Raw genomic sequence first — 26408 nt, 5'->3', positions numbered from 1 at the left:
GGTTGTCTGGTAGCCAGTGTATCGCCCGGACGATGTTAACGACAGCCGCCTGAGACTTGGGAATCACCCGGCTTGATCGGCCGGGTTATCCTGGCGGTCTTTTACCTTCAGCAACTTGTCGACAAGCCGGCTTGCGGCCACCAGGCCGAAACTGGCGGTCACCATCACGGATGCGCCGAAGCCAGTGGCACAATCGAGACGCCGGCTACTGTCGTCGCCAGGCTTGGTGGCGCAGACTTCACCGTTGGCCTGGGGATACAGCAGTTGCTGGGTCGAATAAACACAGTCTACGCCAAATTTTCGTTTCGGATTGCGACTGAACCCATACTCCCGGCGCAACAACTGCCGGGTACGGGCGGCCAATGGGTCCTGCTCGGTGCGCGACAAGTCGGTAACCTGAATCTGCAGCGGATCCGTCTGGCCACCCGCGCCGCCGGTGGTCACCAAGGGAATTTTCTGCCGCTGACAATGATTGATCAGCGCCGCTTTAACGCGCACGCTGTCGATCGCATCGAGCACAGCCGAGGGTCGGGGTGTCAGATGCGAGACCAGGTTGTCCGGCGTCAGAAAATCATGCCGGGTCTCGACCTCACAGTCCGGGTTAATATCGCGCAAGCGCTGGGCCAGTACATCCACCTTCATCTGGCCAACCGTGCTGCTCATGGCGTGGGATTGACGATTGGTATTGGACACACAGACGTCGTCGAGATCGATCAGCGTTATGCGGCCGATGGCAGTGCGTACCAGGGCCTCTGCTGCCCAGCTACCAACACCACCTACACCCACAACAATCACATGCTGCTCACCGAGCCACCGAGTCTGGTCGATGCCATACAGCCGCTCTGTGCCCCCAAATCGTTCCGACGCCATTACTGGAATTACCCTCATGATTACTGTCAGGATCCGTCTTGCCCTGCTCCCGCCCCACTATGGGGCTGGCGGCGGAGTATAACAACTCACGTTTCGGAGTTCGCTATTCGCTATGTTGCCAATCGTCTGCACCGGCCAGCCGGTGCTTGCCACCGGCCAGAACATCGGGCAGCATTTATGACCAAACTGTTCTCTTTACCACCCCTCAGGATTCCCTCCCCGCCATGCCGTTTACTTTCGATACCATAGACCGCAGCGATACCCATGCCATCAAACACGAGCTGTACCGCAGCCAACCGGTACTGCCGATGTGGGTTGCCGATATGGATCTTGCCTCTCCGCCTTGCGTAATAGACGCGCTTCAGTCCAGGGCCGCTCATCCGGTATATGGTTACAGCCATCCCTGGCCGGGGCTAAACCAGGCCGTGGTTAACTGGTGCCAGCGCCAGTATGACTGGGCCATTGACCCGAGCTGGATCGTTTGGCTGCCGGGCGTGGTACCGAGCTTCAATCTGGTTATCGACACCTTTGCCCGGGGTGGCCGCGTGCTGGTGCAGGAACCCAATTATCCACCGCTGCGCAAAGCCGCTGAATTAAGGGGAGCCACCGCCGTTAAATTGCCAGTGTCTACCCGGTCGCCCGCCGGATGGGACTGGACGGCGCTGGAACAGGCGCTGGCAGACCCGGACTGCCATCTGATGATTCTGTGTAACCCGATGAACCCCCAGGGCCTTATGCTTGATCAGCATGCACTGCAGCGTCTGGCTGAGCTGTGCCGCGAACACCAGGTTATGCTGTGTTCGGATGAGATCCATTGCGACCTGATTCTGGAACCGGGAGTCCGCCACTGTCCGGCTGGTTCCCTGCCCGATATCGCCGACCAGAGCATTACGCTGATGGCAGCCAGCAAAACCTTTAATGTGGCGGGGCTGGGCTGTTCTTTCGCCATCATTCCCAATGGCGACCTGCGCCGGAAGCTAGAAGGAGAAGGTCAGGACCTGATGCCCCACCCCAATTTCATGGGGCTGGTCGCGACCGAAGCGGCCTTCAGTGAAGGACACGATTGGCTACTGGCGTTACGGGCTCATTTAAAGGCGAATCGGGACAGAGTGGCGTCAGTCATTGGCGAGCTGGACGGGCTGAACTACGCACCGGCCCCCGCTACCTTTCTGGCCTGGATTGAAAGCGACCTGGCGCCCGGCGAGGCCATGACCCGCTTTAAGGAAGCCGGTATCATGCCAAGCGACGGCAACGATTTCGGTGACCCGCGCAGCGTCAGGCTGAATTTTGGTACCGGTCGCGACACGCTCGATCTGGCGCTGGACCGCCTGGACACTCACTGGCGCCAGAACAGGCACAGTTCGTCCCGGTAAACCTGGTTCAACAACGGGGTCGGGCTGACGCTCGGCTCTGTGCCAGGGTAGCGCTGCCACCGCCCCCGGCTGCCACGGAAATACAGGCGCCAGGTTGCATCGCGCCAGTGCAATAACGCCATGGGCAGTAACACGGTCTCACCGGTTATCGGATGAGGTTGCTGCTCCTGAATCAACAGGGCGGTTTTCTGAAACCGCCCGCGGAACATTGCGGCAGATGACGATTTTTGCAAAAAGCGCTCAAGCGCAACCTGCGCCTGGCGTTGCACAAATTCAGGGAGTCCGTCACTGACGACTAACGAGGTTTCCACAGAATGTCCTTTCAACACGACGATTTGCTGGCACTGGCACGCACGGAAATGCCCTTCGGTAAATATAGCGGAAAACCGCTGATCCGGTTGCCCGAGGAATACTTGCTCTGGTTTCAGAACAAGGGATTCCCTCCTGGCAAGCTGGGCGAACTGATGGCGCTGGCACTGCTGATCCGATCCGAAGGGCTCGAATCCCTGATTGAACCGCTGATGCCTGGCAACCGCCGATGACCGAAACACTGAAGTGGTCGGGCGGTACCATTCCAGTAAGGCGTTCAACGCGTAAGACCGTGGCGTTGCATGTGCGGGACGGATCGCCCGAACTGCGTGCTCCCTGGCACTTGTCCGATACCGACCTGAAACGCTTTCTGGCCGACCGTGAAGACTGGTTAAACAAGGCCTTACACAGCCAGGCCGAGAAGCAACTGCAAAAACCCGACTTTAGCCAACAGTACCGCTGCCCGCTGATGGATGAGCAGTTAACGCTGAGCCTGCAACGTGGTACTCGGTCGCAATGGCGTCGTGAGCAAGACCGGCTGACGCTGGTCGCACCGTTGCTGGATAAACCCCACGTCCACCATGTACTGGCCGATTTTTATAAAACCCAGGCTAAGTATTATTTGTTTAAAAAAACCCGGCAGCTGGTGCTGGCTGAAGGCTGGGAAAATCGCTTGACCGATGTCTGCTTGCGTCGTACCAAAACCAAATGGGGGCACTGTACTGCCACCGGCCGCATTCAATACAACTGGCTGATCATGCTGGCACCAGAGCGTATTGTCGATTACCTGGTCGCCCACGAGACAGCTCACTTGCTGCACCCACACCACGGGGCAACATTCTGGGCCGAAGTGGGCAGATTGCACCCCGGCTGGCAGGCTGATCGACACTGGTTGCACTAAAACGGCCATCGCCTCTGGTTATAACGCAAAACCAGCGCCCGGCTACAACCGATAGCGCCGGATCAGCTCGCTCAACTGCTGCGCCATTTCATCAATGCGCTGTATGCCAGCGACCAGGTGCTGCGTCTCAGAAGCATTCGCTTCCGACAGATCGCTGATACGCACCACGTTGGTGTTCATGTCTTCGGCCACCTTGCTTTGCTCTTCAGAGGTCGTGGCAATCAACTCGTTCATGGATGAGATCGCCGATACTGAATCCAGAATGTGCTGCAGACCCTCGCCAATGGCAACGATTGTTTCTCCGTTACTTCGCACCACCTCGACGCTGTCGCGGGCAGAGCTGGCCGCAGCCTCACTGCGCGTTTGCAGCGAGCGGATGACACTCTCGATTTCCTGAGTGGACTGGGACGTCTTTACCGACAGGTTGCGGACTTCATCGGCCACGACCGCAAACCCCCGCCCCTGGTCTCCCGCGCGCGCCGCTTCAATGGCCGCATTCAATGCCAGCAAATTCGTCTGTTCGGCGATGTCGTTGATCGTTTTGACCACGGTGTTAATGGCATCGGACTGGTCTTTCAATTCCAGAATGTTGTCCGACAGGGTGCTCATCTGCCCCTGCATGGCCCGGGCAGAGCCGATAGCCTGTTCAATGTCCTGACGAGAATGACCGGCATGCTGGTTGGCATCCTGGGCACGGTGCGAGGTTTCTTCCGCGTTCTGTGCCACTTCCCGAATGGTCGCTGACATTTCCGTCATCGCCGTGGCAACTTGTTGCGTTTCCTCAGACTGGGCCTGAGAGCGTTCTGCATAATTGCGACTGGCCGCATTAAATTCACCGGACATGTTGTGTAACTCGGTCACCAGCTGCGAGACCTGCCCCAGCGTATCGGTCAGGCTCTGAGCCAGATGATTGAAATGCCGGGCCAGCTCACCAAATTCGTCTTTGGCATCTGCCTGGGCCCGAACGCCGAGGTCACCCTGTGCCACAGCGGCAAACGAACTGAGTAGATTACTCATGCCTCGCCGCAGTACCCCGCCCAGTGACCAGGCCACCCCCAGAAACACGATCAGGGATACCGCGGCAATGGCGGCAATCACATTGAGCACGGTGGACTGAACTGACTGAATCTGACCGTCAACGGTGGTAATGATGTGTTCGATCACTGCATCGGCATTGGGCTTGTAGGCATCCCAGGCAGCGATGGCCTGTTCCAGGTCCGGTGTAACCTCATCGCCGGGCGGGTGCGCGACGACCAGAGTCCGCAACCGGTCCAGCCGACTGACGATCTCATTGATCGGGCCGACCACCCGCTGATCTTCCTGGAAGGGCCCCTGACTTGTAGCAGCAGCCAGGCGCTCAGCTGTATCGCGCGCCTGAGCCTCGTAGCGGTCTACCGACGCCTGATCACCACTATAAACCGCTACCTGCAGCTCCTTGGCCGCTACCCGCATATCGTTGTACACCTGAATGGCGGGAATCAGGCTGCCGGAATAATAGTTGGCAAGACTGGCGACCACACGGGACCCAATAAACCCTGCCAGTGCCACAACGCACAACAGAACAAAAAGACCAGAGAGGGATAACCGGATACGGGATTGAATCGTCATGGGCGACTTCCTTTAATCAACAACACGACCACCGATTACTTGCGCATCAACGGCCATCTACCAAGGCTCATCGGCGGGTAATCGGGTGACTTTAATCTTAATCAGGATAGTCGCTTGCAAAAAGAGTGTCAGGGCGCCGCCGGCAAGACCAGCCGAAAACGGGCACCGCCCAGCGGGCTGTCGTCGATGCGCAGCGAAACGCCGTAACTGCCCAGAATATCGGTCACCATACTCAGGCCAATGCCCTGCCCCGGCTGCAAGGTATCGAGCCGCTGACCCCGGTTGAGTACCGCATTACGCCGTTCGAGATCGATGCCCGGGCCATCGTCATCGATGTCGACCACCCAGCAATCGGGAAATTCTGGCTGGCGCGCCACCGAAACGGTGATGACCGAGCGGGCGTACTTGAAGCCGTTTTCCAGCAGGTTGCCGAAGACTTCCAGCACGTCGTTGACGTCCATGGCCAGCGTCCATTCCTGATCGGGCTCGGGCAAATCCAGCACTTTGTCCTCGTGATGAAAGGCTTTGCCCAGCGCCCGGCCAAGCCGGTCGAGACTCTGGTTCAGTGAACTTCTCTGGCCCAGCACCGGGCCCTGCCGGGTTTCCGTGACAGCCCGCTGCAATTGGTAGCGCACGATCTGATCCATACGATGCACTTGCTCGTGCAACTCCCGGCTATCGGCTGGCTCCAACGTTCGAATGACCGCCAGTGGCGTTTTCAAGCTGTGCGCGAGGTCAGCCATGGCGGTTCGGTAGCGCTCACGCTGGCTTTGCTCGGCATCGAGCAGGCGGTTCAGGTTATCGGTCAGCGGCTGCAGTTCACTCGGGTAACGCCCCTGCAAACGCCCCTGTTCGCCGGTGCGAATCTTCTGAAGATTCTGCGCCAACTGATGCAGGGGCTTCAGCCCCCAACGGGCGACCAGCCAGAGCGCCATCAGCAAGGCCAGGGTAACCGCGGCCAGGCCACCCCATAATTGCTGGCGAAAGGTTTGAATAATCTGATTCAGGGGGGCAGCGGTTTCCAGCACCCAGAATTCATAGCGTTGTTCGCGCCCGTCTGCTGCTTCCCACAGCACCGCATAGCGCTCAAAGATATAATCGCCACGAAACCCGAAATCTTCCTGCCCGATGTCGATGTTGGCCTGGGCAACGACCCAGTCGAGCTGATCAAACCATTGGCTCGACAGGCTCTGCCAGACGACCTGGCGCTGTTCATCCAGCACCAGCGCGACCAGCCCCGACTCGGGAGAGTTATACCGCTCTTCCGCCAGGTAAGCAGGGAGCCAGAGTCCATCGGTTTGATATTCAGATTCGGCCAGTAACGTCAGAATACGCAAAAACAGGCGTTCCGACTGACCCGACATCTGGCTGCGTTCAAACGCCCGGTCCAGGGCGACACCGGTCACGCCCAGAAACACCAGAAGCACCAGGCTTGCCGACACCAGCAAGCGGCGACGCAGTGAGAACGTGGCTCCCGCTCTTGTTTTGCGTGCTGGGAACACAGACATCAGCCAGTCATTCAGCCACGGCGTCCGCGTTGAATCGATACCCCATACCCCGCTGGGTCGTGATCGGGTTGCGCTCGTTATCGGGATCCAGCTTCTTGCGCAGGCGGCGAATAAACACCTCGATGACGTTGCTGTCCCGATCAAAATCCTGCTCGTACAGATGATTGGTCAGCTCCGTTTTGGAGACGACTTTTTGCCGGTGCATCATCAGGTATTCCAGGGTGTTGTACTCGTAGCTGGTCAACTCGACATCCCGGCCATCGACTCGCACCCGGCGTGAAGCGGTGTCCAGTTCGTAGGGACCGACCGTCAACGTCGCGGTCGCCATGCCCACGCTGCGGCGCAGCAGTGCCTTCACCCGCGCCAGCAATTCGGCGAAGACAAATGGCTTGGCCAGATAATCATCGGCACCGGCTTCCAGGCCAGCGACTTTGTCCTGCCAGTGGCCGCGCGCCGTTAATATCAGTACCGGATACTGTTTATCGGCGGCTCGCAACTGACGAATCAGCTCGATGCCATCCAACCCGGGCAAACCGAGGTCGATGATGGCGACGTCGTAGTCGTTCTCAGTCGCCTGAAACAGGCCGTCGTTGCCATCGGCCGAGGTGTCGACCGCAAAGCCTTCTTTTTTGAATCCGCCGTGCAGGTGTTCGCGTAGACCGGCTTCATCTTCAACGATCAAGAGTTTCATTCACTTCCTCCAGCAGCGCCGGATTGGTCGGCATGCCCGATGTTCGATTCAAATCAACGGTTCGGACACGGCCACCATCGAGCAGCAAGCGCAATCGATAAGCCCAGTCGTTTCCGGCACTGACTCTGTCTACTTTGACCACACGGCCGTCAAACAGGCATTCAGCGGCTTGCACGACCTGACGCTCTGTCGACAGAGGGAGGCGTTCGCCGGTACAGGGATGAGCGCCACTCTCAGCCCGGGCAGCACCCGAGATCATCAGCATCAACAGAATTCCGGTGCCGATTCCCAGGCGCCCGAGGCGCACCGCAACATTGCTTGACATGAACGTGCCTCTTCAATTAACGGGGCGTCACCTCCACAGCAAGCTCGACATAGCGTCCGGGGTGACGGTCCATAAAGGTCATGAATTCTCGACCATTGTACCGGTAGCGCACTTCATAGCCTACCAGATCACTGCGCCGGTGACGGTATTCCACTTCGCACTCGCGCTCGGTCCGGTAGCGAACCGTGGTTTCACCACGACCGCCCAGTTCATGCCCAATCGCACCGCCGATGATACCCCCGGCAATGGCCCCGAATACCTGGGATTCCGGAGAGTTGCCGCTGTGCGAACCGACTGTGGCACCCACGGCACCGCCGATGAGTGTGGCGGCCGGGTTACCGCCGCGATGGCTACGGCTGACTTCCACATCGCGCGTGCGGCATATTTCATAACGGTGTTCGCTGTTGCCCCGGCTGTGCTCCCGGTAATAGTAGGTTTCATAGACGGGTTCTACCTGCACTACCCGGCCTTCCGCAAAAAACTGCTGACGATCACCGCGGTAACGATGATCATCATGATCGGCGACAGCCAGACCGGATGTCGCCATGCCAATGACCAGTGCCAGACCCATTGCTTTGTTCATATTGTGGCTCCTTTATGCGTTGCCAACGTTATTGCCATGGATCCACCTTACCGGCTCTGGCTGAACCATGCCTGAACCCCCTGATCCCGCTTCCCGATCAAAGTATTTCATGCCCGCTAAAAAGCGCCACCATATTGACTGTAAGGCTCGCATACACTCACGCCAGACGCGGCGAGGGCTGGCGCTGAGTGTCCACAAAAACTGTGGATATCTTTGTGAACAACCGCAATTGAACCGGCCCTAGCCGCCATTACTCTGGGCCTTCAACAGATTGATCATTTTTTAACCAACAAAATAAAACCTTTATTTTTCAATAAGTTATAAAGTTTTCTCAAGGAGTTCCACGCAAATTTTTGATCACACGACAAGAATTGAGGGCTGCAAGCGCTGGTTTTCACGACTGGGGATATATCGCCTAAACCCTTTTTCAAAAGTCATCAAGATGCGCCGACTTCTTATATTGTGTCTTTTTGTAAATTGTCATCCAAATGTCGTTTAAGTGTGTCTTTCCAGCGTGCATTGCCAGCCATTCAGGGGCTAATCGACAGCCAAAAAAAAGCCGACCTTAGGTCGGCTGTTTCAATCATTACATCTTATTCAGTGGCTTCCCGCCACTGAGCGACTTCTTCAATGCCAAACGCTTCGATCCACTCATCCAGAGTTTTGGGGTTACGACGCTTCTTCTCGATGCGCTCACCCGTGTTCGGATGCACATACACACCGATCTCCAGCTTAGGACCGGTCGATTTGGCGGGTTTGGCAGCCTTGCGTGAGCCTTTGCTGCCACTCTGGCGCCCAAAGTAGCTTTGCAGCTCCTCAAAGAAAGCAGGCTTGTCGGCTTTCTTGCCATGGGCTTTCAACCAGTCGACGATGGCCTTGGCACGAACATCGAAAATATCGTACTCGGAAATGCCATACTCATCGAAGAGGTTACGCACCTGTTCATGGTACAGGTCATACCCTTCCTGGCGCTTGGCTTGCGCCTCCTTCAACTGACGCAGTTCTTCGATTTTCTCTTCGTGTTCTTTGATCTTCAGATCCAGATCCTGGTCAAACATGCTGAGCTCCTGTTCACTCGCCCGACTGGCGAGGTTTCATATGGGGGAAGAGAATAACGTCCTTGATCGACGGTGAGTCGGTGAAGTACATCACCAACCGGTCAATGCCGATGCCCTCGCCGGCCGTTGGCGGCAGGCCGTATTCGAGCGCATTGATGTAGTCTTCATCGTAAAACATGGCTTCATCGTCACCGGCGTCTTTCTCGGCGACCTGGGCTTTAAAGCGCTCGGCCTGGTCAATCGGGTCGTTCAGCTCCGAGAAGCCGTTGGCGATCTCGCGACCACCGATGAAGAATTCAAAACGGTCGGTCACCTCGGGGTTGTCGTCGTTACGACGCGCCAGGGGTGAGATTTCTGCCGGGTAGGCGGTAATAAAGACCGGGTTACGCAGCTTTTCCTCGACCGTTTCTTCAAAAATCTCAGTCTGAATGCGACCCAGGCCCCAGTTGTCTTTTACCTGAATGCCCAAACCGGATGCCACTGCAGTGGCTGCCTCGCGGGTATCGATATCGGCTGCGGACAAGGTTGGGTTGTACTTAAGAATGGCATCGAACATGGTCACCCGTTCAAACGGCTGGCCGAGATCAAAGGTTTCGCCCTGGTACACCAGTTCGGTCGTGCCCAGCACGTCGCGCGCCAGAGTGCGCAACATGTCTTCGGTCAGGTCCATCAGTTGATGGTAGTCCGCGTAGGCCTGGTACCATTCCAGCATGGTGAATTCCGGGTTGTGCCGGGTGGATACGCCTTCGTTGCGAAAGTTCCGGTTAATTTCGAAGACTTTTTCGAAGCCGCCTACAACCAACCGCTTCAAATACAGCTCTGGCGCCACACGCAGGTACATGTCGATGTCCATGGCGTTGTGGTGGGTGGTGAACGGCCGTGCCGTGGCGCCACCGGGAATCACCTGCAGCATGGGTGTTTCGACTTCCATGAAGTCACGATCCGACAGGTAGCGACGAATGCCATTGATGATGCCGGCGCGAATCTGGAAGGTCCGGCGCGTGTCATCGCTGGTGATCAGGTCAACATAACGCTGGCGATACTTCATTTCCTGATCGGACAGTCCGTGGAATTTATCGGGCAGCGGGCGCAGTGATTTGGTCAGCAGCACCATGTCGTCAATGCTGGTTACTTCGACGTACAGCTCACCCTTTCCCGATTTGGACAGGGTGCCACGCACACCGACGATGTCGCCGATATCCAGCAGTTGCCAGTCTGTGCTTTCTTTCTGCAGGGCTTTGCCGAGGTAAAACTGAATGCGACCGCTGACGTCACGCAAACCGACAAAGGGGCCGCCCCGGCGCATGACCCGGCCGGCAACGCTGACTTCAACCTTCAGATCGACAATGGCTTCTTTTTCCAGCTCGCCGTACTGCGCCTGGAGGTCACCGGCCATCTGGTCGCGTTTGAAGTCGTTCGGGAACGCCTGTGGGCGGCTCTCGGCGAGGGTCGCGAGCTTTTGCTTGCGCTCGGTGATGATGTGGTTTTCATCGTGGTCGGTGTGCTTGTCGGTCATATACAGTCTGTCCAGTGTTGCTCAGCCGCTCTCGGCGGCTGCGGATTAATCGGTGCCCGGCCAAAGCCGAGCTGGCCAGGCTTAAAGGCCTTTTTTCAGCGAGGCTTCGATGAATGGGTCTAGCCCGCCTTCGAGCACGGCCTGGGTATTGCGCGTCTCAACGCCGGTACGCAGATCCTTGATGCGTGAATCATCCAGCACGTAGGAGCGAATCTGGCTGCCCCAGCCGATGTCTGACTTGGAGTCTTCAACCGCCTGTGCCGCTTCGTTCCGTTTTTGCATTTCGAACTCGTACAGTTTGGCCTTGAGCATTTTCATGGCCTGGTCTTTATTCTTGTGCTGGGAACGGTCATTCTGACACTGGGTAACGATGCCAGTCGGGTTGTGGGTAATCCGCACGGCCGATTCGGTCCGGTTCACGTGCTGGCCGCCGGCACCCGAGGCTCGGTAGACGTCGATGCGCAAATCGGCCGGGTTGATGTCGATTTCGATGTCATCGTCGACTTCGGGCGATACGAACACGGATGAAAACGAGGTATGGCGACGGTTGCCCGAATCAAACGGCGATTTACGGACCAGGCGATGTACACCGGTCTCAGTGCGCAACCAGCCGAAGGCGTATTCGCCTTCAAAGCGAACGGTGGCTGATTTAATGCCGGCCACTTCGCCTGCCGATGCTTCCATCAGTTCGGTTTTGAAGCCTTTCTCTTCGCCCCAGCGCAAGTACATGCGCAGCAGCATTTCAGCCCAGTCCTGGGCTTCGGTGCCGCCGGAACCGGCCTGAATATCAACATAGGCATTGGCCGGGTCCATTTCACCGCTGAACATGCGGCGGAATTCAAGCTTGGCCAACTGGGCGTCGAGGCCGTCCAGGTCGGCGATCACCTCGTTGACAGTCCCTTCGTCGTCTTCTGCGTCGGCCATTTCCAGTAAATCGGCCGCGTCGCGAACACCGTCGATCAGGTTGGTCAGTGTTTTAACAATGGTTTCCAGGGAGCTGCGCTCCTGCCCCAGTGCCTGCGCCCGTTCCGGGTCGTTCCAGACATTCGGTTCAGCCAGTTCCCGTTCAACTTCTGCCAGTTGTTCTATCTTCTGGTCGAAGTCAAAGATACCCCCTAAGCACGTCGGTGCGCGCTTTGAGGTCTTTTATCTGTTCTTTAATCGGATTAATTTCCACGTACCGCTCCTGTTCGTGTCTTGATCGTACAAACCCATGAAATTTAGCGGGGCGCGCATTTTAACGAAATTGATATGCCGGGGGTAGTGATATCCCAATAACCTTTTAAAAAACAATGCTTAAGTGGCTTTGGCCGATTTTGTGGCGCGGCTTTGGTGGCTGGGTTTGCTGTACTGCCTAGGGTTCGTGCTGTCCGCCGGGTAGGATTGTGCGGGGTCGGCGTTAACCCGTCCATGGGGCCTAGACCGCAGCATCCATGCTGCGGACTCCCCCGCACAAGCCTACCCGTCAACCACCACTTGCTAAGGTGGTAACGCCTGTCTCAGTGAATTCAATGTTGGAATACTGTCAGGTTTTAATAGCTGTTAATAACAGCCTATATCGTCTCAAGAGGTTTTATTGCATCAAATATAAGCTGCACGGTTTCCCGACCCCTGAATCGATTACAGGATAATTGATAAATACCAGATAAAGCCCTGTTTTGCGTTGGCCAGACATCAATATCAATATTAAAAGCGATGGCCTCAATGCTTTGGCCTTCCTTATCCGACAAACTCAGTTTTAAATGCCGTTCACCGACGATTTTTTGCTGCTCAATCCAGAATTCACCCTGAAAAACCGGTGCCGGAAAGCCCTGTCCGAACGGACCGGCCTGTTCCAGAGCCAGGGCCGTACCCAAATCGCGTTCTTTGGCGCTGAGCTCGCCATCCGTCATAACCGTTGGCTGCAGGGCTTCGGGCTCGCACAGTGTCTGAACCGCCTGTTCGAACCAGTGTTGCAATCGTCCCTCATTGCCCTCGGAAAGCGTCAGGCCGGCTGCCATGGCGTGGCCGCCGAAGGTAATCAGCAGTTCAGGGTCTTGCTTGGCGATCCAGTCGAGGGCGTCGCGAAGGTGAAAGCCGGGAATGGAGCGGGCCGAGCCTTTCAGTCGGCCGTTATCAGAGCCGGCCAGTGCGATGACGGGTCGGTGGGTTTGGTCCTTGATGCGGGAGGCCAAAATGCCGATCACCCCTTCATGCCAGTCGGCCTGGTACAGAACATGGCCGTTGCGGGGTGGTAAATCGCTGATCTGTTCCAGTGTTCGTTGGGCTTCGACCACCATGGAGCGCTCTATAGCCCTGCGCTCGCGGTTCAGGTCTTCCAATTGTGCCGCCAGCTGGCGTGCTTCTCCCGGGTTATTGGTCAGCAAGCAGCGCACACCAATGGCCATATCATCAAGGCGGCCAGCTGCGTTGAGCCGGGGTCCGACGACAAAGCCAAAGTCGGACGCCTGCGCCCTTTGCCATTCTCGCCCGGCGACTTCAAACAGAGCCTGAATGCCCGGTCGGGACTGACCGGCGCGGATTCGACCCAGGCCCTGGTTTACCAGGCGGCGATTGTTAGCGTCGAGCGGTACGACATCGGCGACGGTAGCCAGGGCCACCAGATCCAGCCATTGGGCCAGGTTGGGCGGTTGAACCGACTGTTGCTCGAACCAGCCACGGTCGCGCAGCTCAGCGCGCAAGGCAATCATCAGGTAAAACGCCACCGTGCAGCCGCAGGCGGCTTTACTGGCAAAGTCGCAGCCTGGCTGGTTGGGGTTAACAATGGCCTCAGCCGGTGGCAGGTCGGCACCTGGTAAGTGATGGTCCGTAATGAGCACGGCAACGCCAGCGGCCTGCGCCGCTGCGACGCCATCCAGGCTTGCGATGCCGTTGTCAACGGTGATGATCAGGTCGGGAGAGCGCGTCAGCGCCTGCTCTACGATGGCAGCCGAAAGGCCGTAACCGTACTCGAAACGATTGGGCAGCAGGTAATCCACCTGGGCGCCGAGGGCTCGCAATATCTGAACGACAAGAGCTGTACTGGTAGCGCCGTCGACGTCGTAATCGCCGATCACCAGAATGCGCTGACGGTCATCCAGCGCCTTGATCAACAGCTCAACTGCCGGCTCAATCCCTTTCATCGTCTGCCATGGCAACAAATGCTGCAGGGATGAGTCCAGTTCCTGCGGTGAGCGCACACCGCGAGACCGGTAGATCCGATCCAGCAACGGCTGCTCAGCGACGACGGCTCCGTCAGGAACGGGTCGGGCTTGAAGTTTGGGAAACGGAGCGGCCACGCCGCTCAGCTACCCTCGCCGAAGACGGCGTTGGCGACATAGGCCTGAACCCGGCCGAGCTCGTTGGGCAGAACGTCATAGCGCTCCGGCCGGTCGAACAGGTCGGTTAGGTGGTGCGGTAATTCTGGTGATGTCAGGCCAGCCTGTTTCACCGCATCGGCAAACTTCACCGGATGGGCGGTGCCCAGGGTGATCATCGGGTCGATGGCACTGCGCCGGGTTTCCCGGGCGGCTTTTACGCCGATGGCGGTGTGCGGATCAAGCAAATAGCCGGTTTCTTCGAAGACCTGCTTGATGGTGCTGACCGTGACGGCATCGTCTACGCCGTAGCTGTCGAACACTTCACGGGCTTTGGCCAGGCGGGTTTCGTCCAGGGTGACGGTCTCGGTGTTCATCTTGTTCATCAGGTCGGCCAGAACGGCACCGTCCCGATCGTAGAGGTCAAACAACAGGCGTTCGAAGTTGCTCGATACCACAATATCCATGGATGGAGACAGGGTATGCGCCAGCGGGTGCTTTTCGTAAACGTTGTTGCTCATCACCCGGTGCAGGATGTCGTTCTGGTTGGTGGCGACGATCAACTGGCTGATCGGCAGCCCCATCTTGCGCGCGAGATAGCCGGCGAAGATGTCGCCAAAGTTTCCGGTCGGTACTGAGAACGCCATGGAGCGGTCTGGCCCACCCAGGTTCAACGAGGCGTAAAAGTAGTAAACGATCTGGGCCATGATGCGTGCCCAGTTGATCGAGTTAACCGCAACCAGGCGGCGCTCGCCGCGCAGGAAGGATTGATCCCCAAAGCTGGCTTTGACCATGCTCTGGCAATCGTCAAAATTGCCGTCAACAGCCAGGTTGTAAATGTTGTCGCCGGTAATGGTGGTCATCTGGCGGCGCTGCACATCGGAGACGCGGTTGTGGGGGTGCAGGATGAAAATATCGATATTGCTGCAGCGCTTGCAGCCCTCAATGGCTGCCGAGCCGGTATCACCTGAGGTCGCACCCATGATGACGACTTTCTCGCCACGCTTTTCGAGCACATGGTCAAGCATGCGCCCGAGCAGCTGCAAAGCAAAGTCCTTGAACGCCAGGGTCGGCCCCTGAAACAGCTCCAGCACGTACTCGTTGTGGTCCAGCTGGGTCAGCGGCGCAATGGCCTTGTGGCCAAACACGCTGTAGGTGTCCTTCAGCATGGCCGCCAGTTCGTCGTCGGCGATGGCGCCATCGACAAAGGGCTTGATGATGTGAAAAGCCAGTTCGTGATACGGCAGGCCGCGCCATTGGCGAATCTCGTCCAGTGAGTACTCGGGCAAAGTTTCCGGCACGTAAAGGCCACCGTCTGAAGCCAGGCCGGTTAACAAAACATCTTCAAAACCCAGGGTTGGGGCCTGGCCCCGTGTGCTGATGTATTTCACGAATCAAGTCTCGTTAGAAAGGGTTCTGCCGGGTACAGGCCCGACGGGTGTTCAACTCAAGTTTCACAGTTGGCAACCAATTGAGTGTCAGGTGCCGGGGGTACCTATCCGGGGTAGTCTGCAGCAGGGACTAAAATGCCAGGAGCATTTTAGCACGAGCTCAGCGAGCCCGAAGGGTGAATCCCATGGATGGGATTCATATCCTGCAGTCTAGGCCCCATGGATGGGTTGAGTGGGCGGCATTCCGCCCGACCCCGGATAGGTACCCCCGGTGCCTGACACGGACTCATGGCACCAATGGACAACCAAACTCCGAAACTTGGGCTATAAAACCAATTTAGCCATCCAACTGTTCAACACGAATGCGAACGATCGGTTTGGTGACCGACTCCAGCGCCTGCATGGCACTGATGGCATCGTCCATCCTATGCTCACGTACCGGGTGCGTCAGAAGAATAAGTGGCACGACATCCGATTCATCTTCCGGCTCTTTCTGGATGATGGCCTCGATGTTGATACCCTTCTCGCTCATGATGCGCGCGATGTTGGCCATCTGGCCGATCTCATCCTTCACAGAAATACGCAGGTAATAAGCAGTGACAATCTCACTGACCGGCAATACCGGCATGTTCTCCGTTTCAGAGCTGTAACCCAGGTGCGGCACGTTACCGGCGTTGTCGATTTCACGGGCGATGTCGACGATATCCGCAATCACGGACGAGGCGGTCGCTTCCGAACCAGCGCCGGGGCCGTAATACATGGTTGGCCCAACCGCATCGCCTTCCACCAGTACCGCATTTAATACGCCATTCACATTGGCCAGCAGCCGCTTGGAGGGCACCAGGGTTGGGTGCACCCGCAGTTCGACACCTTCATTGGTTTTTCGGGTAAAGCCCAGATGCTTGATGCGGTACCCCAACTCTTCTGCGTATTGAACGTCTTCCCGGGTAATTTTGGTAATACCCTCGGTATAGACCTTATCGAACTGCAGCGGAATGCCGAAGGCAATGGACGCGAGAATGGTCAGTTTGTGAGCCGCATCGATGCCTTCTACATCAAAGGTCGGGTCGGCCTCGGCATAGCCCAGCGCCTGCGCTTCTTTCAGGACGTCATCAAAGGCACGGCCCTTTTCCTGCATTTCGGTCAGGATGAAGTTACCGGTGCCGTTGATGATGCCAGCCAGCCATTTGATGTCGTTGGCGACCAGGCCCTCGCGAATACCCTTGATGATCGGGATGCCGCCGGCAACGGCCGCTTCATAGGTCACCACCACGCCCTGGGCTTCGGCGGCCTTGAAAATCTCGTTGCCGTGTATCGCAATCATTGATTTGTTGGCGGTAACGACGTGCTTGCCATGTTTAATGGCTTCTAACACCAGTTCTTTGGCGACATCGTTGCCGCCGATCAGTTCCACCAGGATATGAATATCCGGGTCCCGTGCAACATCGAAGATATCGCGCGATACCTTGACGCTGCCCAGGTGACAGGCCGGATTATCCCGACGGGCACCAACGTGGGTAATTCGCACAGGCTTTCCGGCACGGCGCGCAATGTCTTCGAGGTTGCGCTGCATGACGTTGAAAGTACCACTGCCTACGGTGCCGAGACCGCATAATCCCACATTGACTGATTTCAAAACTGACCTCATTAACTGACTGGAATCCAACAACGGCCGGGCAAACGCCGACCGTACGGTAGGGAGTTCAAAACATACTGAGCACGCCGCTGGGTGTCAACGCGAAACCCGCGTCAAACGCGGACTTTGGCTCCCGCGACCGTGATATTTTCGCAACAGGCTGTTTCACGCGCTCAGACGCATCCGCGACGCCAATAAAAAAGGCAGCCGAGGCTGCCTTTTCAAGATCGTCACAGAGCGATAATCGCTCGGCGTATTAACGCTTGTGATCGATTTTTTCCTTGATGCGTGCAGACTTACCTGAACGCTCACGCAAGTAGTACAGCTTGGCCTGACGCACGTCACCACGACGCTTGACTTCCACACTGTCTACAACCGGTGAGAAGGACTGGAAGGTCCGCTCAACACCAACGCCGCTGGAGATTTTACGAACCGTGAAAGCTGAGTTCAGCCCGCGGTTACGCTTGCCGATCACGACGCCTTCAAAGGCCTGCAAACGCTCACGCTCGCCTTCTTTAACCTTAACCTGCACAACCACGGTATCACCCGGGCCGAAGGCAGGGATTTCTTTGTTCATCTGTTCAGCTTCGAGCTGCTGAATAATCAAATTTTTATTGCTCATCAAATCGCTCCTGATCCATTGCGCGAGTTCTGCTCATTGAGATACTCGTCCAAAAGCGCCTGCTGTTCTGCGGTCATTTCCCGGTCAGCCAACAGGTCTGATCTACGTTGCCAAGTGCGCCCCAGTGCCTGCTTAAGCCGCCACCGACGAATGTTATCGTGGTGACCACTGAGCAGTACCTCCGGCACACTCATTCCATCCAGTACTTCAGGTCGTGTGTAATGTGGACAGTCCAGCAATCCATCGGTGAATGAATCTTCAACCGCCGATGCCTCATGCCCCAGTACGCCGGGAACCTGCCGGCCAATGGCATCGATAAACGCCATGGCGGCCAACTCACCACCGCTGAGCACAAAGTCACCCAACGACCATTCTTCATCCACTTCGGTCTCGATCACACGTTCGTCGATGCCTTCATAACGGCCGCAAACGAATATCATGTGCCGATGCCGCGCCAAGCTCTGTACGCCGGCCTGATCCAGTCGTCTGCCCTGAGGCGACAAATAGATCACCCTGGCCTGGTTGCCGCTGGCGGCTTTCGCTGCCTGAATCGCATCCCGTAGGGGTTGCACCTTCATCAGCATGCCAGGCCCGCCCCCGAAGGGTCGGTCGTCCACGGTACGGTGCTTGTCGTGGGTGTAATCGCGCGGGTTCCAGAACCCGACATCAATCAACCCCTGTTTGGCCGCCCGCCCGATCACGCCCTGGTCCAAAAAGGACTCGAACATGTCCGGAAACAGACTCACCACACCGAACCACTGCTTGTGCTCAGGTTGAACAGCCATCTCGGCCCGCTCATCCTCTGACGGTATTGTCAAAACTCCGGATCCCAATCAACTCGAATCTGACCCGCTTCAAGGTCGACGTCTTTGATATAGATATCCGGTACGTACGGAATCAGGCGTTGCTGACGGTCAATACTGTCGGCACTGCCACTGACCACCAACACATCGTTGCTGGCCCCCGCACTCATCATATGATCCACTTTACCCAGTACGACACCTTGCTCATTCACAACGCGCAAGCCTTCCAGTTGATACCAGTAGAACTCGTCGTCAGGTAGCGTCGGCAATTGATCACTTGTTACCCCGATATCGGCACCGCAGTACTGCTTGGCCTGGTCACGGTCATCACACCCTTCAAAGTGTGCCACCATGCCCTTGCCGTGACTGCGCCCCTTATCAACGGTAATCGGTGTCCAGCGGCCGTTCATATTGAGCAACCAGTGACCGTAATCCAGAATCCGGTCCATCGGTTCGGTATAGGAGTAGATTTTCACCCAGCCCTGAATACCGTATACCGAGGAAACCCGGCCCAGCACGATCATTTCTTCCGGTTTTTCCGGCGTCATACATCAACCCTTGACTGGACGGATCAGCCTTGGGCTTTCCGGTACTCTTTAAGCAGCTGGGCGACACGGTCAGAAGTCTGCGCACCCTTGCTGGCCCAGTATTCGACGCGATCCAGAGAAACGCGCAAGCGCTCTTCCTGACCACGGGCGACCGGGTTAAAGAAACCAACACGCTCGATAAAACGCCCGTCACGGGCATTACGGCTGTCGGCTACGGAAATATGATAAAACGGGCGCTTCTTAGAACCGCCACGTGAGAGTCTAATGACTACCATCGCGTCCTCCTGTCTGGGCAAGCTTTGAAATCACCTGCCGTTTTGGATCTTCAGAGGGGTTACCCCTGATCATGAACCGGCTTCAGCAAGCTGAAACACGGGCTCACTAACCCAAAGTTATACCGAAAACCGGGCCCACCCCGGTTTTCAAGGCCGCGAAAGTATACGTATTAGGGGCTGTAAATCAAGTCGTAAGGGGTATGTCGGGCGCGGATGCCCAAGTTTCGGAGTTCGGGTTGGCTGGGTGGCTTGGGCCCGCACCGGGTACCGGGGTAGCCCTTGTGGGGTCGGCGTGAACCCGTCCGTGGGGCCTAGACCGCATAATATGAATCCCCTCCATGGGATTCACCCTTCGGGCTCGCTGCGCTCATGCTAAAACGCTCCTGGCGTTTTAGTCCATGTTGCGGACTTCCCCACAAGGGCTACCCCGGCACCCGCTGCTCGGTTCTCCGGCGAACTCCGAAACTTGAGCTAGATGGATTCCCCTATCAGCCGAAGGGGCCGCGTCCGCCACCGCCCGGGAAACCACCTGGCGGAAGGCCACCGCCGCCGCCCATCATGCCGCCCATGCCACGCATCATCTTGGACATGCCGCCTTTCTTGCCGACCTTCTTCATCATCTTGGACATCTGTTTGTGCTGCTTCAGCAAGCGGTTGATGTCCTGAATCTGGGTGCCAGAACCCATGGCGATGCGGCGCTTACGCGAGCCATTGATCTTGTCGGGGAAATGGCGTTCGGCCGGAGTCATCGAATCGATGATGGCTCCCATTTGCTTGAATTGCTTCTCGGCGCCTTGCATCTGGCTGGCCGCCTGGCCCATCTGGCCCATCCCCGGCAGTTTGTCGACCATGCCCATCAGTCCGCCCATGCTGTCCATCTGGCGCAGTTGGTCGCGGAAATCGGCCAAATCAAAGCCTTTGCCTTTTTTCAGCTTGGCTGCCAGCTGTTCAGCCTTGCCTTTATCGACCTTACGCTCGACTTCTTCAATCAGCGAAAGCACGTCGCCCATGTCGAGAATGCGCGAGGCAACCCGATCGGGGTGAAAGGCTTCAAGGGCATCGGTTTTTTCGCCCATACCCATGAACTTGATCGGCTTGCCGGTAATGTGTCGCACCGAAAGCGCCGCACCACCCCGGGCATCGCCGTCGGCCTTGGACAGCACAACACCGGTCAGCGGCAAAGCCTCGTTGAAGGCCTTGGCGGTATTGGCGGCATCCTGACCGGTCATGGCGTCAACCACGAACAGGGTTTCTATCGGGTTGATGGCCTTATGCAGCGACTGAATCTCGGCCATCATGGCTTCATCGATCGCCAATCGACCGGCGGTATCCACAAGAACGACATCTATGTACTGTTTGCGCGCCGCTGCGATGGCGGCTTCGGCGATGGCCACCGGTTTTTGAGACACATCACTCGGGAAAAACACGGCGCCGACTTCACCGGCCAGGGTTTCGAGCTGTTTAATCGCCGCCGGGCGGTAAACGTCGGCCGAAACCACCATGACCTTTTTCTTATCACGCTCGATCAGATAACGCGCCAGTTTGGCAACGGTCGTGGTTTTACCGGCCCCTTGCAGACCCGCCATCAAAATCACGGCCGGTGGTTGGGTGTTCAGATCAAGTGGCTCGCCCTGAGCGCCCATCACCTCGACCAGTTCAGACTGGACAACTTTCAGGAACTGCTGCCCCGGGTTAAGGGCGTTGCTGACTTCCTGACCAACGGCGCGATCACGCACCCGGTCAATAAAGGCTTTGACGACCGGCAAGGCGACATCGGCTTCCAGCAAGGCCATGCGCACTTCGCGCAAGGTGGCCTTGATGTTGTCTTCCGTCAGTTTGGACTGACCGGAGATCTGTTTCAGCGTCTGGGACAGACGTTCGGACAGGCTTTTAAACATCATGACTTCCGTGCAAGTGAGAATCGGGGCAGTATAACAGTGCGGCGCGCTCGTCTCTATGATGGCTTTTCGACCACCCTGAGCGTGCAGTCCGGTTGGGAATCGCTATCATTTATGCGACACTCAGCCACCCGACCCCGGTCGAACCCCAAACTACCCGATTCAAGGAACCCGAATGCTGATCTGGCTTGCCGTCTTGGGATACATCTTCAGTGGCGCCATCGCCCTGCGTGGCCTTTATCGGGTGGAGCTGCCACCCCGGGCCTGGGTATTCTGGCCTGCCGTTGTGGCGGTTCTTGCTCATCTGTCGACGCTGGCGTCCGAAGTCATTGTGCTCGGAGCGCTGCAAATCAGCCTGACCAACGCGGCCTCGGTCATTACATTTTTCATTGTGACGGTTCTGCTGATCAGTGGCTGGTCCAAGCCGTTGCACAGCTTCTTTGCCTTTGTATTGCCGGCCGCCGCCCTGATCATGATCGTTGTTGCAGTAACGCCGCAGGAATTTGCGCCCAGGCTTTATCAACCGGGCGTGGTATTGCATGTCTTTCTGTCCATGCTGGCTTACAGCGTCATCACCATTGCCACCCTGATCGCCCTCCTGCTGGGCATTCAAAACCGCCAGTTACACGAGCATCACCTGAGTGGCCGGCTGAACCGGTTTCTGCCGCCCTTACAGACCATGGAGCGCTTGCTGTTCGAATGGCTGATGATCGGCTTTATCCTGCTAACCGCAGCGATGATCTCTGGCGGGCTCTTTGTTGATAATCTGCTGACCCAGGATCTGGTGCACAAAACCGTGCTCACCTTTGTCGCCTGGCTGTTTTTTGCCGTGCTGCTGTTTGGTCATTTTTACCTCGGCTGGCGTGGTGCGCTGGCCAGCAAGCTTACGGTGTTTGGTTTCATTTTTCTGATGCTGGCCTTTTTCGGCTCCAAATTCGTGCTGGAATACCTGCTGCACCGCTATGGGTAGGGTTAAAATGTGCGCCAATTCCGGTTATTCCTTGACACTGAACCCCTCGCACCGCTAAAAAGCACACTTATTCGGTAATTTAGGTTCCCCACCTTGAACGATCTACCCATAGGCCTGCTGTTTCTTATGCTGGGCCTGCTGCTGCTATTCTCTGCATTTTTTTCCAGTTCAGAGACCAGTATGCTGTCTCTGAACCGTTATCGCCTCAAACACCTTGCCAATGAAGGCCATCGCGGCGCCACTCAGGCCCGTCGACTGCTCGATACCCCCGACCGGCTGATCAGTGCCATTCTGATCGGCAATAATCTGGTCAATATCGCGGCAGCCTCGCTGGCGACTCTCATTGCAATTCGACTGATGCCCGAACACCCGGACCTGGCGTTGGGCGTATCTACGGTCACGCTAACGCTGGTTGTACTGATCTTTTCCGAAGTCACCCCGAAAACCCTGGCTCAGCGCTACCCTGAGAAAATCGCTTTTCCTGCCTCCTATGTATTGCGTCCGCTTCTTGTCTTTCTGAAGCCTGCCATTTGGCTGGTTAATCTGATTGTGAAGGCCATATTCTGGCTGATGCGCGTAGGTCACTCGCATGCAGGCCAGGAAGCGTTGTCGGCAGAAGAATTGAAAACCATTGTGAACGAGTCTGGCGATAGCCTGCCAGCGCAGCGCCAAAACATGTTGCTCGGCATTCTGGAGCTGGAAAACGTCAGCGTGAACGACATCATGGTGCCCCGTAACGAGGTGTCGGGCATCGATATGGAAAACGACATCGACACCATTGCCGATCAGATCCGTCGCACCGAATACACGCGTTTCCCGCTCTACAAGGGCGATTTGGACAAAGTCATCGGCATTATGCACATTCGCGACGCTGCCGAATTCCTATACGCCGATGAGCCGAGTAAGGTCATGCTGACCAAGGCTGCCAAAGACCCCTATTTCGTGCCGGAAAACACGCCGCTGCACACTCAGTTGCTGAATTTCCAGGCACAACAGCTGCGCATGGGCCTGGTCGTCGATGAATATGGCGATATTCAGGGTCTGGTAACGCTGGAAGACTTGCTGGAAGAGATCGTCGGTGAATTCACGACCGATTTCGCCAACAGCAGCAAGGAGATTCACCCCCAGCGGGATGGCTCTTATGTAATTGACGGTACTGCCAACATCCGGGAAATCAACCGCGCACTGGGCTGGGAACTTCCCATCGATGGCCCCAAAACCCTAAATGGCCTGATTCTGGAACACATCGAAGACATCCCCGATGCCAACCTGAGCATCAAAATCGACCGCTATCTGATCGAAATCCTACAGATCCGGGACAACGCGGTCATCGCCGCCAGAACCCGAGAGTTGCCTGCCAAGCGCAAGTGAGACAGAAATCCGTATCAGCCACCGGGTAAGCTTGTACGGGGTCGGGCGGAATGCCGCCCACTCAATCCTTCCATGGAGCCTAGACCGCAGGATATGAATCCCTTCCATGGGACTCACCCTCCGGGCTCGCTGCGCTCGTGCTAAAACGCTCCCGGCGTTTTAGTCCCTGCTGCGGACTACCCCGTACAAGCTTACCCGGCAGCCGATACTAGCCCAGTGGTTACACCAGAACTGTTAGAAATAAAGTGCTCGTGATTTAAAACCAGCTATCCTTTCACTGCGTATCCAGTTGTACAAATACTGATCAGAGGGGAAGTGTGTCATGAAACGCTGGCTTGGAATCGCAATCATGAGCCTGGGTCTGGCCACCGCCGCCCTGGCCGAAGACACCACCCCGCCGGAGCAGTTTCAACCCCTGATTACCCAGCAACTGGGCGCGTTGCAAAATGGTGACGCTGATACGGCCTACGGCTTTGCCGATGCCGGCATCAAGCGCCAGTTTGGCTCACCCGATCGCTTCTATCGTATGGTCCAGCAAGGCTATCGCCCACTGATCGACTTCACCGTCATGCGCTTCGAAGAGGCGCGGGATGGGGGCGACGCCTGGATACAGCCGATCTGGTTGCGCGACCGTGAAGGCGACGAATACATGGCCTACTACGCCATGCGCCTGAACAGTGAAGACCAGTGGCGCATTGCGGGCGTGCAGCTTACGCCTTATCAGTCCCAGGCATTTTAGGCGTTGAGAGCCTGACCCTCCCCACCCTTTTCAGGTAAACTGCGCCTCTTTTATTTCCAGGGGGCGCTTACCCGTCATGGCCTTAAACATTCGCATTATCCTGATCCAGACCTGGCATCCCGGTAACATTGGCGCGGTGGCGCGAGCCATGAAGAATATGGGCTTGTCCGACCTGGTGCTGGTGAACCCGGTCGATTTTCCGAGTGATGAAGCCTACAGTCGCGCCGGTCAGGCAACGGATGTTCTGGACAACGCGCGTGTCGTGTCCTCGCTGGCAGAAGCGATCAGTGATTGCGTATTGGTGGTTGGTACCAGCGCTCGTGATCGCAGCATACGGTTGCCCGCTTACACGGCCGAGCAATGCGCCGAAGAAGCCGTTACGTTGCAGCAGCAAGCGCCGGTCGCCATTGTGTTTGGTCGTGAACGCATGGGTCTGCATAACGATGATATTCAACAGTGTCATGCCCAGTTGAACATAGATGCCAACCCGGACTACCCGGTGCTCAATCTCAGCCAGGCGGTACAGTTGGTGTGTTACGAAGTGTTTAAGGCAAGTCAGCGGCAAAACCAGCTGCTGCAAGTCGAAGAAGACTATCCGTTAAACGAGGATCTGAACCGGTTTTATGATCACCTGGCACAAACGCTGGATGAGATTGGTTTTACCAACACCAAAGCGCCCGGTCAGGCTTTAGACCACCTGAAGGCTCTGTATCGTCGGGCACGCCCTACGGCTAAAGAATTGCGATTGTTGCGCGGGGTGCTGAGCAAAGCTCAGGAAGCAGCGGATAAAAGCTGAGCACACGAATCTGGCTGTGTGTTCAGCTTTCTTATAAAATGCAAATCGGGCCAGAACTCTGGCCCGTCATTCTTTTGATCAGTCGCCCTTGATCACACCACGGCGAATCTGATCTTCCTCGATTGATTCAAACAAGGCCTTGAAATTCCCTTCGCCAAAGCCTTCATTGCCTTTGCGCTGAATGATTTCAAAAAACACCGGGCCGATAACGGTGTTGGTAAAAATCTGCAATAGAATACCGGAATCTTCCGGTGCACCATCGATGAGGATGCGCAAATCACGCAGCTGGTCGACAGGTTCCTTGTGGCCTTTTACGCGCTCATCAATCTTGTCGTAATAGGTATCCGGCGTTGACATGAATTTCATGCCGCGTTCGCGCATAGTTCGCACGGTCTCATAAATATCTGACGTCGCCAGTGCAATGTGTTGAATGCCTTCGCCTTTGTATTCGCGCAGGTACTCTTCGATCTGGGATTTGTCGTCGCTCGATTCGTTGATAGGAATACGAATCTTGCCACAGGGAGACGTCATGGCTTTGGATACCAGCCCGGTCAATTTACCTTCGATATCGAAGTAGCGAATCTCACGGAAATTACCGATGCGTTCATAAAAGCTGGCCCAAACGCCCATGTTGCCGCGCTGAACGTTGTGCGTAAGGTGATCGACAAATTCCAGACCAACGCTGTTCTCGGCCACTTTTTCTTCCCAGCCCGGATAAAATTCGAAATCGATGTCGTAAATCGACGAGCCGTCATAACGGTCGACAAAATAAAGCGTGCTTTCGCCAATACCAAATACACCCGGAATGTTCAGTTCCATCGGGCCTATTTTTCCAGTAAAGGGTTTGGCACCGGCCGCAACGGCCTGGTCCATAGCCTTAGCAGCATTTTTAACCCGCCAGGCCATGCCATTCACACTGGCGCCGTGCTGGTGTGCAAAGTTTTCGGCGTGCGAATTGGGTTCTGCATTCACGACGAAATTAATATCGCCCTGGCGATAAAGCCAGACGTTCTTGTTCTTGTGCTTGGCCACTTCGGCAAAACCAAGACCAAGAAACAGGTCTTTCAGATTCTGAATGCCCTGGGCATCGGGTGCGGTGTATTCGACAAATTCGAAACCGTCTGTGGCCAGCGGGTTGGCGGTGCCTTGTACCTGCATATCGGTCATGGTGCGTATCTCCAGTTAAGACAAAATCTGTTGTTATTGTCAGCGCTGTTCAACTGTCGGAAACGAAGAAAGCGCGCGCTGTTTTAGGCTGGAGAAACTGTGAACCTACCCGGGGCAGAACGCCAGAGAGTGCCATCAGGTTAGTTGAAGTGCG

Annotated in this window: 26 protein-coding genes; 7 read left to right on the top strand and 19 right to left on the bottom strand. The window is 56.5% G+C overall.

All coding sequences use genetic code 11. The annotated features are described in order from the left end of the window. Positions 1 to 63 precede the first annotated feature (63 nt). A complete protein-coding gene (tcdA, locus tag EP166_RS01780; protein WP_220432471.1) occupies positions 64 to 870 on the bottom strand; it encodes a tRNA cyclic N6-threonylcarbamoyladenosine(37) synthase TcdA in 807 nt (268 codons plus the stop codon). A gap of 224 nt (positions 871 to 1094) precedes the next feature. Here tcdA and EP166_RS01775 point away from each other — a divergent pair, with 224 nt between their 5' ends. Further along, positions 1095 to 2243, top strand: a complete 1149-nt coding sequence (locus EP166_RS01775) for a MalY/PatB family protein (RefSeq protein WP_164743775.1) — start codon at positions 1095 to 1097, stop codon at positions 2241 to 2243. On the opposite strand, the gene EP166_RS01770 is transcribed toward EP166_RS01775, so the two are convergent. Further along, on the bottom strand, positions 2207 to 2554 hold the full coding sequence (locus tag EP166_RS01770) for a DUF3024 domain-containing protein (protein WP_127555094.1): 348 nt from the start codon (positions 2552 to 2554) through the stop codon (positions 2207 to 2209). The two genes, EP166_RS01775 and EP166_RS01770, sit on opposite strands and share 37 nt — an antisense overlap. 3 nt (positions 2555 to 2557) lie before the next feature. On the opposite strand from EP166_RS01770, the gene EP166_RS01765 reads away from it, so the two are divergent. Together EP166_RS01765 and EP166_RS01760 are read left to right on the top strand one after the other, a co-directional pair. Next, positions 2558 to 2785, top strand: a complete 228-nt coding sequence (locus tag EP166_RS01765; protein ID WP_127555093.1) for a DUF3820 family protein — start codon at positions 2558 to 2560, stop codon at positions 2783 to 2785. Further along, entirely contained in the window at positions 2782 to 3453 is a 672-nt protein-coding gene (locus EP166_RS01760; protein ID WP_127555092.1) for a M48 family metallopeptidase, read from the top strand. Before EP166_RS01765 ends, EP166_RS01760 begins: the two co-directional genes overlap by 4 nt. Positions 3454 to 3495: 42 nt before the next feature. Here the strand turns inward: EP166_RS01760 and EP166_RS01755 are convergent, their stop codons facing one another. The 16 genes from EP166_RS01755 to ffh form a co-directional block, all read right to left on the bottom strand. Further along, positions 3496 to 5061, bottom strand: coding sequence for a methyl-accepting chemotaxis protein (locus tag EP166_RS01755; protein WP_127555091.1), 1566 nt, complete (start codon positions 5059 to 5061; stop codon positions 3496 to 3498). A gap of 128 nt (positions 5062 to 5189) precedes the next feature. Beyond that, positions 5190 to 6569 (bottom strand): ATP-binding protein, encoded by a 1380-nt coding sequence (locus tag EP166_RS01750; protein ID WP_127555090.1) that lies wholly within the window; start codon positions 6567 to 6569, stop codon positions 5190 to 5192. A 7-nt stretch (positions 6570 to 6576) separates the two neighbouring features. Continuing rightward, positions 6577 to 7260 carry a response regulator transcription factor gene (locus EP166_RS01745; RefSeq protein WP_127555089.1) on the bottom strand — a complete coding sequence of 228 codons (684 nt, stop codon included), beginning with the start codon at positions 7258 to 7260 and terminating at the stop codon, positions 6577 to 6579. After that, on the bottom strand, positions 7241 to 7585 hold the full coding sequence (locus EP166_RS01740) for a PepSY domain-containing protein (protein ID WP_127555088.1): 345 nt from the start codon (positions 7583 to 7585) through the stop codon (positions 7241 to 7243). Before EP166_RS01740 ends, EP166_RS01745 begins: the two co-directional genes overlap by 20 nt. 16 nt (positions 7586 to 7601) lie before the next feature. Next, positions 7602 to 8168 (bottom strand): glycine zipper 2TM domain-containing protein, encoded by a 567-nt coding sequence (locus tag EP166_RS01735; protein ID WP_127555087.1) that lies wholly within the window; start codon positions 8166 to 8168, stop codon positions 7602 to 7604. A gap of 593 nt (positions 8169 to 8761) precedes the next feature. After that, positions 8762 to 9226, bottom strand: coding sequence for a DNA binding protein (locus EP166_RS01730; protein WP_127555086.1), 465 nt, complete (start codon positions 9224 to 9226; stop codon positions 8762 to 8764). Between the two features lie 13 nt (positions 9227 to 9239). Beyond that, positions 9240 to 10742 carry a lysine--tRNA ligase gene (gene lysS / locus EP166_RS01725; RefSeq protein ID WP_127555085.1) on the bottom strand — a complete coding sequence of 501 codons (1503 nt, stop codon included), beginning with the start codon at positions 10740 to 10742 and terminating at the stop codon, positions 9240 to 9242. A gap of 81 nt (positions 10743 to 10823) precedes the next feature. Beyond that, positions 10824 to 11919 (bottom strand): peptide chain release factor 2 gene (gene prfB / locus EP166_RS01720; RefSeq protein WP_127555084.1). Its coding sequence is split into 2 segments (ribosomal slippage): positions 10824 to 11846 and positions 11848 to 11919, totalling 1095 coding nucleotides; the frame shifts between segments, so codons are not numbered across the junction. Between the two features lie 376 nt (positions 11920 to 12295). Continuing rightward, positions 12296 to 14020 carry a single-stranded-DNA-specific exonuclease RecJ gene (gene recJ / locus EP166_RS01715; protein ID WP_127555083.1) on the bottom strand — a complete coding sequence of 575 codons (1725 nt, stop codon included), beginning with the start codon at positions 14018 to 14020 and terminating at the stop codon, positions 12296 to 12298. A gap of 5 nt (positions 14021 to 14025) precedes the next feature. Further along, positions 14026 to 15429, bottom strand: a complete 1404-nt coding sequence (gene thrC / locus EP166_RS01710) for a threonine synthase (protein ID WP_127555082.1) — start codon at positions 15427 to 15429, stop codon at positions 14026 to 14028. 337 nt (positions 15430 to 15766) lie between these two features. Then, positions 15767 to 17065 (bottom strand): homoserine dehydrogenase, encoded by a 1299-nt coding sequence (locus EP166_RS01705; protein WP_127555081.1) that lies wholly within the window; start codon positions 17063 to 17065, stop codon positions 15767 to 15769. A 256-nt stretch (positions 17066 to 17321) separates the two neighbouring features. Beyond that, positions 17322 to 17687, bottom strand: a complete 366-nt coding sequence (gene rplS / locus EP166_RS01700; protein WP_127555080.1) for a 50S ribosomal protein L19 — start codon at positions 17685 to 17687, stop codon at positions 17322 to 17324. Further along, entirely contained in the window at positions 17687 to 18472 is a 786-nt protein-coding gene (gene trmD / locus EP166_RS01695) for a tRNA (guanosine(37)-N1)-methyltransferase TrmD (RefSeq protein ID WP_127555079.1), read from the bottom strand. The genes rplS and trmD overlap by 1 nt, the downstream gene beginning before the upstream one ends. A 29-nt stretch (positions 18473 to 18501) precedes the next feature. Continuing rightward, positions 18502 to 19038, bottom strand: a complete 537-nt coding sequence (rimM, locus tag EP166_RS01690) for a ribosome maturation factor RimM (RefSeq protein ID WP_127555078.1) — start codon at positions 19036 to 19038, stop codon at positions 18502 to 18504. A 23-nt stretch (positions 19039 to 19061) separates the two neighbouring features. Next, positions 19062 to 19313: a 30S ribosomal protein S16 gene (gene rpsP / locus EP166_RS01685; protein ID WP_028669622.1), complete on the bottom strand. Its 252-nt coding sequence runs from the start codon at positions 19311 to 19313 to the stop codon at positions 19062 to 19064. Positions 19314 to 19801: 488 nt separating this feature from the next. Continuing rightward, positions 19802 to 21211 carry a signal recognition particle protein gene (gene ffh / locus EP166_RS01680; RefSeq protein WP_127556216.1) on the bottom strand — a complete coding sequence of 470 codons (1410 nt, stop codon included), beginning with the start codon at positions 21209 to 21211 and terminating at the stop codon, positions 19802 to 19804. 175 nt (positions 21212 to 21386) lie between these two features. Between ffh and EP166_RS01675 the strand changes: the two genes are divergently transcribed. From EP166_RS01675 to EP166_RS01660, 4 genes are all read left to right on the top strand, one after another. After that, complete coding sequence (locus EP166_RS01675) at positions 21387 to 22181, top strand: cytochrome C assembly family protein (protein WP_127555077.1); 795 nt, start codon at positions 21387 to 21389, stop codon at positions 22179 to 22181. Positions 22182 to 22307: 126 nt separating this feature from the next. Next, positions 22308 to 23552, top strand: coding sequence for an HlyC/CorC family transporter (locus EP166_RS01670; RefSeq protein WP_220432509.1), 1245 nt, complete (start codon positions 22308 to 22310; stop codon positions 23550 to 23552). Between the two features lie 322 nt (positions 23553 to 23874). Next, a complete protein-coding gene (locus EP166_RS01665) occupies positions 23875 to 24291 on the top strand; it encodes a DUF4864 domain-containing protein (protein ID WP_127555075.1) in 417 nt (138 codons plus the stop codon). Positions 24292 to 24367: 76 nt separating this feature from the next. Beyond that, positions 24368 to 25087, top strand: coding sequence for an RNA methyltransferase (locus EP166_RS01660; protein ID WP_127555074.1), 720 nt, complete (start codon positions 24368 to 24370; stop codon positions 25085 to 25087). A 78-nt stretch (positions 25088 to 25165) separates the two neighbouring features. On the opposite strand, the gene hppD is transcribed toward EP166_RS01660, so the two are convergent. After that, entirely contained in the window at positions 25166 to 26254 is a 1089-nt protein-coding gene (gene hppD, locus EP166_RS01655) for a 4-hydroxyphenylpyruvate dioxygenase (protein ID WP_127555073.1), read from the bottom strand. Between the last annotated feature and the right edge of the window lie 154 nt (positions 26255 to 26408).

Origin of the sequence: Saccharospirillum alexandrii (genome assembly GCF_004000275.1) — a bacterium.
GTDB lineage: Bacteria > Pseudomonadota > Gammaproteobacteria > Pseudomonadales > Natronospirillaceae > Saccharospirillum > Saccharospirillum alexandrii.
This window is presented reverse-complemented; position numbering and strand designations above follow the sequence as displayed.